Source organism: Novosphingobium sp. FG90 (assembly GCF_057808725.1).
The window spans coordinates 43309-53224 of sequence record NZ_JBMDIO010000035.1 but is presented as its reverse complement, the minus strand read 5'-3'; the positions used below and the strand labels follow the sequence as shown (position 1 = coordinate 53224).

9 protein-coding genes and 1 pseudogene are annotated in these 9916 nt (G+C 64.1%); 2 read left to right on the top strand and 8 right to left on the bottom strand.

All coding sequences use genetic code 11. The features are described from left to right. The 6 genes and pseudogenes from ACODRZ_RS22055 to ACODRZ_RS22030 all read right to left on the bottom strand — a co-directional run. Positions 1-576 (bottom strand): PepSY-associated TM helix domain-containing protein (locus ACODRZ_RS22055; RefSeq protein ID WP_488972477.1); only part of this gene is annotated, 576 nt, incomplete at its 3' end. Positions 577-585: 9 nt separating this feature from the next. Further along, positions 586-2919, bottom strand: a complete 2334-nt coding sequence (locus ACODRZ_RS22050; RefSeq protein WP_488972478.1) for a TonB-dependent siderophore receptor — start codon at positions 2917-2919, stop codon at positions 586-588. 231 nt (positions 2920-3150) lie between these two features. Next, entirely contained in the window at positions 3151-4137 is a 987-nt protein-coding gene (locus ACODRZ_RS22045; protein WP_488986236.1) for a FecR family protein, read from the bottom strand. A 120-nt stretch (positions 4138-4257) separates the two neighbouring features. Further along, the gene (locus tag ACODRZ_RS22040) at positions 4258-4791 is read right to left on the bottom strand and encodes a sigma-70 family RNA polymerase sigma factor (protein ID WP_176392498.1); all 534 of its coding nucleotides are present in this window, start codon (positions 4789-4791) and stop codon (positions 4258-4260) included. Positions 4792-4884: 93 nt separating this feature from the next. Further along, a pseudogene (locus tag ACODRZ_RS22035) lies at positions 4885-5106 on the bottom strand (type IV secretory system conjugative DNA transfer family protein); the annotation flags it as partial. Positions 5107-5141: 35 nt separating this feature from the next. After that, entirely contained in the window at positions 5142-5975 is an 834-nt protein-coding gene (locus ACODRZ_RS22030) for a DUF3800 domain-containing protein (RefSeq protein WP_217895225.1), read from the bottom strand. A 291-nt stretch (positions 5976-6266) separates the two neighbouring features. Here ACODRZ_RS22030 and ACODRZ_RS22025 point away from each other — a divergent pair, with 291 nt between their 5' ends. Together ACODRZ_RS22025 and ACODRZ_RS22020 are read left to right on the top strand one after the other, a co-directional pair. Beyond that, positions 6267-6569 (top strand): type II toxin-antitoxin system TacA family antitoxin, encoded by a 303-nt coding sequence (locus ACODRZ_RS22025; protein WP_421837922.1) that lies wholly within the window; start codon positions 6267-6269, stop codon positions 6567-6569. Between the two features lie 20 nt (positions 6570-6589). Next, positions 6590-7105 carry a GNAT family N-acetyltransferase gene (locus ACODRZ_RS22020; protein ID WP_488972479.1) on the top strand — a complete coding sequence of 172 codons (516 nt, stop codon included), beginning with the start codon at positions 6590-6592 and terminating at the stop codon, positions 7103-7105. A gap of 7 nt (positions 7106-7112) precedes the next feature. Here the strand turns inward: ACODRZ_RS22020 and ACODRZ_RS22015 are convergent, their stop codons facing one another. Next, on the bottom strand, positions 7113-8858 hold the full coding sequence (locus ACODRZ_RS22015) for a relaxase/mobilization nuclease domain-containing protein (protein WP_087573817.1): 1746 nt from the start codon (positions 8856-8858) through the stop codon (positions 7113-7115). Positions 8859-9102: 244 nt separating this feature from the next. Beyond that, a complete protein-coding gene (locus ACODRZ_RS22010; RefSeq protein WP_087573811.1) occupies positions 9103-9912 on the bottom strand; it encodes a lytic transglycosylase domain-containing protein in 810 nt (269 codons plus the stop codon). Positions 9913-9916: the final 4 nt, after the last annotated feature.

Here is a 9916-nt window from a genome sequence, read left to right as displayed (position 1 = left end):
ATAAGGCCCGGCACCGCGTTTGATCGTCCAGGCCAGTTTCCACTTCTTCCAGAAGGGACGGCCGCGCGGCAGCGTGAGAGCGAAACCTGCAAAGCAATCGAACATCCATGCCAGCGCGATGCCGCCCATCAGCCACGCGCCCCAGTTGCCGGGCATGGTCAGCGAAGAGTGCAGCCTGTAAAGGAAGGGGATGAGGCGGAGCCGATCGAGGCCGAAGACGCCATTCATGCGCCTGCCAAGGATGGCGCCGGTGCCCGGGTCCACGAACAGCTGATCATAGGCGAGAGCGGTATCGCCGCCCCTGGAGCCGACAAACGCCTGGGCACTCTCGCCCGGCGCCGAGGGAAAGACGAGCGTGAAAATCTCAACAGCAGGATCGGCGTGTTCGATCGCCTTGGCGAGCCGCGAGGGCGACAATGACTGACCCGTCCGTTCGATATGGAACAGGCTGGGATTGAGCCAGGCGTCCAACTCGGACTGGAATGCCACTATGCTGCCGGTCAGTCCGGCGATGACGAGAAATCCCGCGATCGCCAGACCGACATATCGGTGAAGGATGACCAGCAGCGCGCGCATGGCCGGCGCCTAGAATCCCATTCTGGCCGTCAGCATGACATTGCGCGGATCACCGAAATAGCTCTGGCGCGACCAGCCCTCGATGCGGGTATAATATTTCTTGTCGGTGAGGTTTTCGCCCGTCAGCCGCAGGCTGAAGCGCTCGCTGAACTGGTAGCCGATCTGGGCCGAGAGCAAGGCATAGGCTTTCTGCTTCCATTCGAGATCGCCGGACCCGGCATAGATCCCGCTGCTCACATTGACGCCGCCGCCCAGAATCAGGCCGCGGCCGGTTTCCTTGCTGAAATCCCGCACGGCCCATAGCTTGAGATCATGCTCGGGGGTTCCGGGCGCGAAAACCAGGCCGGGCAGTCCTTCATCGGCGGTCAGATACCGAGTCCGCGTATAGGCATAGCCCAGCGTCACATTCCATCCGGTCGCGGGTTCTCCCACGACCTCCGCCTCGAAGCCCCGACTGCGCACCTTGCCCAGCGCCACCGACGCATCCGGATAGTCCGGATCGGTCATCGCCCGGTTACGGTCGATGATCTGATAGAGCGCCGCATGGCCGGTCAGCGCGCCGTCCAGGAACTGCCCCTTCAGTCCCAGTTCGTAGAGAGTGCCAGTGCGGGGCTTCAGCAGATTGCCGTCCCGATCGACGCTGGTCTGCGGAACGAAGGTCGCTGAATAGCTGGCATAGGCTGACAGCTCCGGCGTGATGTCATAGCTGAGCGCGGCATAGGGCACGAGCCGCGCCGATGCCTTGCTGTCGGCGCTCTGCCAGTTGGCCGACCCTTTGTACCAGCTCAGGCGGCCGCCCGCCGTCAGCGTCAAACGATCAACCAGCTTGAAACGCGCATTGGCATAGAGGCCCGTCTGAATGGTTCTGGAGGTCGTCGGCCCGTCATCCTCGAACGCAGGCTCGGGCGTCGTCGGATCGGGATTGAAGATGTTGCGGGTGATGACCGGTCCATAGATCCAGCGCGTGTAACTGCTGTTACGGCTGTGGTTGACGCCGATCACAAGGTTGTCGGCGCTGGTGAACAGCGTCGGCAGCGTCAGGCTGAGATCGACGGCCTCGTCACGGGAATGCCCGTTGCCCGCGATCTGCTGGATATCGACGTTGCCTGTCGCACGGTCGATATAGCTGTCGGTAAAGGCGCCCGACTTGAAATTGTAGGCACGGTCCGTTCGGTCGCCGCGCAGCCGGATCATCCCGCCATTGTCCAGATGATGCTCGACATCGACGAAATAGCGCTCGGCATCGTCGCGTTTGCGATCCCAGAGCGAGCCCATATAGACGCTGCGCCGCCCCATATAGAGGCCCCCGTCATCATAAGTGGGCAGGCCGAAGATCGGCCGCGAGGGGCCGCCCTGATGGATCGCGCCGACAGAAACGGTCGTGTCCGGCGTAATGTCATATTCCAGCGTGCCGTAGAGCACGAGCTTGCGCGCGAAGACATGGTCCATGTAGCTCCCACGATCATCATAGGCCGCGACAAGGCGGCCACGCAGGCTGCCGCTGGCGTCCAGACGGCCGGTCACATCCAGTTCGCCGCGATAGCGATCCCATGAACCGGCCTGCGCCATGATGTTGACATGCGTATCGGCGAGCGCCCGCTTGCGCACCAGATTGACCGCGCCGCCCGGCTCGCTGCTGCCCTGGAACAGCGCGGCGGGGCCACGGACCAGTTCGATCCGGTCATAGAAGGAAATATCGAAGCTGTCGGTCGTCCACGCCCCCTGCGTGTCGGCCGTCTGCAAACCATCGACCTGCAAGGTCGTGATGTTCATGCCGCGGGAGGTGAAACCGAAATTGCCGAGACTGTATTGCACCACCTGAACGCCGGCGACCTGCTTCAATCCATCGGCTACGCTATTGATGTTGCGGTCTTCGATCTGCTGCCGCGTGACGACGCTGACAGAATTGGGGATTTCCTTGAGCGACTGTGCTTGCCGGCCGATGGTGACGGCTTGCGCGGCATAGGATCCCGTTCCCTCGCTCGCCAGCATGGCGTCACCGCTTCGGGACGTGCCGGCCGCGCCCTCGACCTGCACCGGGCCGAGCTGGATGGCGTTTCCCGACGATTGCGGCGCCGTCTCGATCTGGACGCCGTTGCCCACGAAGCGGAACGTCAGGCCGGTTCCCGTGAGCATCTGGCTGAGCGCCTCGGCCGGGGCCAGCTCGCCCTTGACCGCCGTGCTGGTCTTGTCCTCCGTGACCGCACCTTCCGCCGTCACCTGCAACCCGGCCTGACGCCCGAAAATCATCAACGCCTGGGCAAGCGACTGCGACGGAATGTCGAAGCCGCGCCGTGCGCTGGCGCTCTGCGCCGCTGCCGGCGTGGCGACCAGGCCGGCCATCGCTGACGTCGCCATCAGGACTGCGCCCATTACCCCAAAGCGACGCCCGCGCCGCTCAGCACTCGCAAAACCCCCGAACATTGCAATCTCCACCTCATGTTACCGGCGCAGTTGCGAAGCATTTGCAATGCGCTCTCGAGGGCAGGATGCTCGGGACGGGCGCTTTTCCAAAAAAAGTTGAAATTATTTCGGGCGGGCGGTCCTGTCCGCTGTGCTTCGCGGACAGGAGCCTCAGTTTCCGCTGACGATCAACAGCCACGGCGTGATGCGCGTGATATGCCCGCCATAAGGCCGCACGATCATCTCCAGAGCCTTTTCGGGGTCTTTGACGTTATAGATGCCTGTCACGCGCCGACCGGCAAGCCGGGCGTCGTTGAGGACTATCCGGCCGCCGAACCATGGGCGGATTTCGTCGACGACGCTGCCGATCGTGCGGTTCTCGGCCAGCGCCTCGCCTTGCCCCCATCCGCCGACCAGTTGCGGCGCGAGTTTGCCGGTCTCATCGTGATGGGCGCCGTCGATACGAACCCAGTCGCCGGGAAGGAGGTCATGGGTAGTGGCAGGCACGTGCCCGGGATCCTCCACCCGCACATGTCCCCGCGCTACGGCAACGCTGGTAGTATCGCCCAACATCCGCACGTCGAACTTTGTGCCCAGCACGGTCGTCGTCACCTGTCCCGCCTCGACCCGGAACGGGCGAGAGGGATCATGCGTCACATCGAACAACGCTTGCCCGGAGAGCAGGCGCACGACGCGCCCGCGATCGCTGTAATCGACGGCGATGGCGCTGTCCGGCCCAACCTGCACCATGCTACCGTCGGCCAGACGCACCTGTTCGACGTGCCCCGCGCCCGTGATGTGATCCGCCCGCAAATGCAGGCTGACGATTGGAAGCGCCAGAACGATCGCGCATGCGGCAGCTACGGCCCCAGCGGCGATCTGGATGCCCCGCCTGCGCTGCTCCGGCGAGCGGCGGCGTGCAGATCTCCGTCCCCGGCGCTGTCCATTGCCAGGCAACGAATAGGAGCGCCAACCGGCAGGCGCGCGCCCGGCCACCTCCATGGTTTCGCACATATCGGTCCACGCTTCACCGTGGAGCGCATCGGCGCATAGCCAGTCCGAAAATTCGGCTTTCAGCGCCTCATCGTGCTCCTCCTCGCGGAGACGGACATACCAGTGAGAGGCGTCCCGGCGCGCCTCGGCCCCATCAAGCGCCATGGCCTGCGCATCCCACACCAGCCTCGGGAAGAAGCGCATACAAGGCGGGCGCTGGTGGCGGCTCATAGTGCCTAGATGCTTTTGCGCTGCGGTTTTCCAAAAGAATTTTGTTCGCGCCTCTCATTCCATGCCCCGTTTGCGCCGTTCGTCGCAAAGCTGCATCGCTTCGGTCACCAACAGATGTGCCAGCGACGTAGAAATACCGAGCCGCGTTGCGACTTCGCGCAGCTTCATGCCCTCGAAATGATACATTTTGAACGCCGCGATCTGCCTTTCCGGCAGGGCGTCCACCAAGTCCATCACCAGCCGCAAGTCATCACGGGCGATAAGTTCCGCTTCTGCCGACGGCGCCTCGTCGGGCAGCTGCGCGACGGCAGCCGTCATATCACCGCCGATGATCTGACCCTCGTAGCGGCTGCGACGTGCTTGCGCGAACACCAGATTGCGGACGATCCGCTTGAGATAACCCAATGGCTCGCGGATGGGTTTGCTGGCCGGTTGCCGGTCGAGCAGCAGCCAGGCGTCCTGCACGATATCTTCGGCCACGACAGGATCGCCGGAGAGTCGGCCCGCATAGGATATGAGCGACTCCCTGTGCGACTTGTAGAGGCTGAGAGCAATCGGCTCCGACTTCAACGCCACATCCTCGAACACGCGAAGCCCGCGCGCAGGAAACAAAGGCCTAGTTGCGAGCGATTATCAATAACCATGTAGCGGCGGCGGGCGGATTACGCAATGCTGAACGTTGGCATTGGCGGCGGGATTGATGGATTCGAACAGCAGTACCCACCCATGTTTCGCGCGAGGACCCGTGGTCAGCGTCCAGTTATCGCCCATGATGTTATGGACGATGCGGCTTCCCGGCCAGGTCAGCAGCGAGGGGATGACGAGACCAACGCCCTTCCCCGCTCGCGTCGGCGCATAGCAATGCACATGCTTGGGGCCGTCATGGCGCAAATAGTGCTTCTCATGCCAGCAGCAGCGTAGGCTCCTGTACGAAAGCTTCAGGAAAACATCAGGCTGGCGTTGCGCTGAGCCAGTCCATCGGCAACAACAATCCCTCCGGTCCAGCGCCCCAATGGATCCTGATAGCGGAACTGCATCGCTTTGAGGATTGGCCCGAAGCGTTGCCTCAGAGCCGCAGCGCCAGGCTGGACATGCACATTGGCCACATAGCCCGTGCAATAGGCTTCAGCCGCGATGGGATAGAGGAGAGCCGAACAGATGATATCGCAGATCTGGATACCGGCGTGGTTCTCACTGTGTCCGAAGGTCGGCAACTCGAGAATGCGCGTATAAACAGTCGATGAAGCCCGAAACTTCTGGGTGAAGACCGAATGCGCGACATTCACGTTTTTGAGATGGTCGCGACTGTCTGCAATGCAAAACCCAAGAGTATCCTCAGTCGACAGGAACTGGTCAAAATAGGTGTAAAGCCCCTGGATCGAGGAGGTGTAGACGGACTTGCCATTGAAAGGCTGTCCGAGCGCCTTGATCCAGATCCGGGCAATCAGGCGCACACCATGACTCTGCAGCATGGCGAGTAACTGATCGAGAAAGCCCGTTGCGTGGCGGCGCTGGTTGCGTCCCGATCGTGTCAGGTTGCGCCGAAGATCCCCGCCCTTGATCTCAGGGATGATTCGGTCGAGATGGTTGGAGGAAGGGTAAGGCAGGCCTGGAAACCACCGGCGCTTGAGATCAAGGAAATCCTGGGTGACGGCCTCGAGCCGGCTGGCGTCGATGATCAGTGCGCCGAGCACGAGAACCGGCTGGTCATTTCCCGCAGGCAGGGGCGCCGCTGGCAGTCCTCCAAGATCCCCGGATTCGTCGACGTACAAAATGTGCAATGACGAACCCCCAAAACAGCTATGGCCACCGTGAGGTGGCCATAGGATTTGCTGCCCGACGAATCGGGACAGCGATTAGCGTTGCTTCCGTTTAAATGGTCCACAGTTATCCAAAAGTCAAGATTTGCCCGTATTTCCACGCCACCGCCGCCCTGAGAGGCGTTGGCAATGCCGTCCGTGGCGTTTGGAGGCAAGGGTCATGGCTGGACCTTTTTGGCGAGAAAATGTATGGATATTGTCATGACAATGCCGTGATCGGTGCGGCGATGAAGGACAAAGATGATGGCGCGGGCAGAGCGGCACGAGAGCGGGCGGACGGCGCGCAAGGATGATGTGATCCAGATCCGGGCGATGGCAGGCACCAAGGCACTGCTCAATCGCGCAGCGGCGATGCGTGGCCAGAAGCTCTCCGAGTTCATGCTGGAGAGCGCGCGCCGCGAGGCGGAGAATGCCTTGCTCGACCAGCGCAGCTTCTTCCTCGACGATGAAGCCCATGAGGCCTTTGTGGCGCTGCTCGATGCGCCGCCTGCGCCCTCGTCGAAGCTCGTCGACCTGATGGCGCGCAAACCCGCCTGGGATCACTGAAGCGCTAGCGCGGGGATTATATGCCGGAACTATCGGTCACTGCGCCGGCGCCGCTGCGTGCCGATCATCTGGTTGTCGACTTTTCGTGCCAGACCCATGAGGCGCTGGACCACTGGCTGCGTGAGCGGGCGCTGACCAGCGAGGGGCTCTCGGCGCGAACCTATGTGATCTGCGCGCGCGACGAGCCGCAGCGGGTGGCCGGCTATTACACGATCACCACAGCCCAAGAGCATCGGGCGGTTCTGCCCAGCGCGAAGCCGCGCAAGGGGCAGCCGGACAGGGTGCCCTTGCTGCTGATCGCGCGCCTCGCGGTCGACGCCCGGTGGCAAGGAATGGGTCTTGGCGCCGATCTCCTCGCCGACGCCTTGCGCCGCTGTCTTGCCGCGTCGGGCATCGCGGGCGCGCGCGCCGTCATAGTCCATGCAATGGACGATGCGGCTGCGTCCTTCTACGAACGCTATGGCTTCTGCCGCTCGCCGCTGGGTGAGTTGACGCTCGTCCTGCCAATCGAGACGGTCCAGGCGATCGCCGGTTGAAACAGGATCATAGTCCGATCCCCCGACCGCGCCCGAGCGACCAGTCCACGCCGCCGCCAGGCTGCATGGTTCCGGTGATATGCTGGCCCAGATGCTGGTCGAGCGCCGGCCGCCAGGGCACGAGCTGGAAGCCCACCGCGTCGTCGATCATGGCGAAGCGCCCCGAAGCCAGAGTGACGCGCTCGCGATAGACGCCGCTCACATAATCGCCTGGCCCCGAAGGGCGATGGGCAAGGCCGGTGCGCTGCGCGATGGCGTCGATCTGCTGCTCGATCTCCTTCTCGCGAAGCGTCGCGATCAGATCACGCGCGAACAGGAAACCGGTCCCGCGCCGCTGGGCGAGCCCCTGGGTTTCGAGATGGCGGGCGCGCGCGTCCATCGCGTCGCGGACCTCCTGCCCGAACCCGTTGCCGGTCGCGACGGACTCGCGCGCGATGAGCTGACGGTCGAGCCAGGTCGCACCCGGCGCTTGTACCTGCTCGGCCAGCGTAAGGTCGGAGCGCGTCGCCAGCGACAAACGACTAATGCCTTTCACGTCCTGCCAGACCCGTGTCTCAACAATCGCACCGGCTTTGGCGTCACCGGTCATGTCGATGTCGCCGAAGCGCAGATGATGGGTGCGGCCGTCCGCGCCATCGATCACGGCATAGGCCGAGCCGGCCAGTTCGTCATGAAGGCCGCGCTCGACCAGCCGACCGATGATCGGATCGGCCGGCGTCGCCTGATGCAAGGCGATGCTGGCGGGATCGAGCGCGCGGGCCTGCCCCTGCATCGCCCGATGCATGGTCTTGATGATGTCGGTGCGGATCGAAAGATCGCGCAAGGTCTGCTCCGCGTCGGCGCGGAGCGTCCAGACTGCCGGCCCCTGATTATTGGCGAGACCCAGCCGTTCGAGCTTCTGCGCCCGCCCGATCAGCAATCGGTGCATCTCCGGATCATCGCCCGTCTGGGGGCGCAGATCGACGACGCCCGCCATCTCCTGGGCCATGCGCTCCAGCCGGCGATCGAGGCTGGTCCAGCGATCGGCGTCGACTTCGCGTTCGAGTGCGCTCCGGATATCCTGCTCGCTGCGCGGCCCCAGTTCCAGCGTGACGCGGGCCTGCGCCCGATCGCGCATACCTTCGCGGATATAATCACGGTCGATGACGAGATCGGCGCCGGTGTCGTCCACCCCGCGCAGCAGCACATGGATATGGGGATTGTCGGTGTTCCAGTGATCGACCGCGACCCAGTCGAGCCGGGTACCGAGATCGCGCGCCATGTCGTCCATCAGCTCGCGGGTGAAGGCACGCAGGTCGGCCATGTCGGCCGCATCCTCCGGGCTGACGATGAAGCGGAAATGATGCCGGTCCTGTTCGCAGGTGTCCGCGAAGGCCTTGCCATCGGCGGCATCACCCCGCGCATCGAACAGACTGGCGTCGCGCCCGTCGCGGGTAACGCCGTCGCGCTTCAGATAGGCGATGTGCCGGGCGAGCGGCGCCGCGCGATAGCGGCTGCCACTGTGCCGCACGACGCGCGCCTTGATAACGACGCGCCGGGCGTTGGCGGGCGAACGTGCATTGAGGCGAGCGATACGGCCGCGGCCATGACGCCCGGTCCCACGCCCCCGCGACGGTCCTTTGCGGCTATAGCCCGCCTTCGCGGCCGCGCGCTTCACCTGGGCCGCGAGACTCTGGGCCTTGCGCCCTACCCCCCTGCCCGCGTCCCCGCTCCTTCCCGGCCGCACCTCGAAATCATCGTCGCCGATGATCACAGGAGCCTCGCAGATGGCGGTGCCACCCGCTGACGCTTTGCATTGACGCGATAATTCCGAAAACGCGCCACCCGGGGCAATGCCGAGCCACCCGGAAAAATCCCACAATCCCAACCACATAACGCCCCACAGGTGGCGTCCTTTTTATCTCGCCTTCCCTTTTTCCCTTCAATTCCTGTGACTTGCCTTCCTTTCCACCACACTACGCCCTGCGCCGAATGACGCCTGCGAACGCCAGCGCGGCTCATCGCTCGCTGCTCCCCGAGACGGGCGCGAACAGCCCATGCGAAGCGAGGGTGGAGGCGCGTGAAGAGCGCATGGCAGACTGAGAGGGTGGAGCGGAGACAAGCCGTTCGGCCTGCGCGGAAGGTGCTGCACCGGATGCCGCATCGTCGCTGTCCGGTTCGCCATCGCCGCGCAGCACGAACAGCGTCGCGCTGCGCCAGGAGGGCCCGGCCGGTGCGATCGGCGTGCGCGAAACTACCGTCAGATCGGCCGACGCGGCGACGCCGGATGTGCCGACCATCGGCGCGATCTTCGCCACATAGGCGATCGTTTCGGCGGGTAGCGAACGACCACGCTGGCGCCAGTCGTCGACGCGGCCCGGCCCCGCATTATAGGCGGCGAGCGCGCTGGACAGATCGCCATAGCGGTCGACCATTTCGCGCAAGTATGCCGCACCGGCGAGGATATTGGCGCGCACGTCCCAGACATTGCTCCCCAGCCCATAGCGCGCGGTCAGCGTGCTCCAGGTGCCGGGCATGAGTTGCATGAGACCCATCGCGCCGACCGGCGATGTCGCGTTCGCATCGCCGTTGCTTTCGACGCGCATCACCGCCCATATCCACGCTTCGGGAATGCCGAAGCGCTGCGCCGCCTCGGCAACATGCGGGGCGTAAGGATGCGCGGCGATGGAGGCGACCTGCGCCGCCGCCGTGCCGGGCACCAGCAGAGCGATGACCGGGAAGAGGAAGGAAGCCGTGCCGGCAAGGACCGATGCGGCAGTGAAGCGAATGGCGCGGCGATGGCAGCGCGAAGCGAAGCGAGGCTGCATCGTC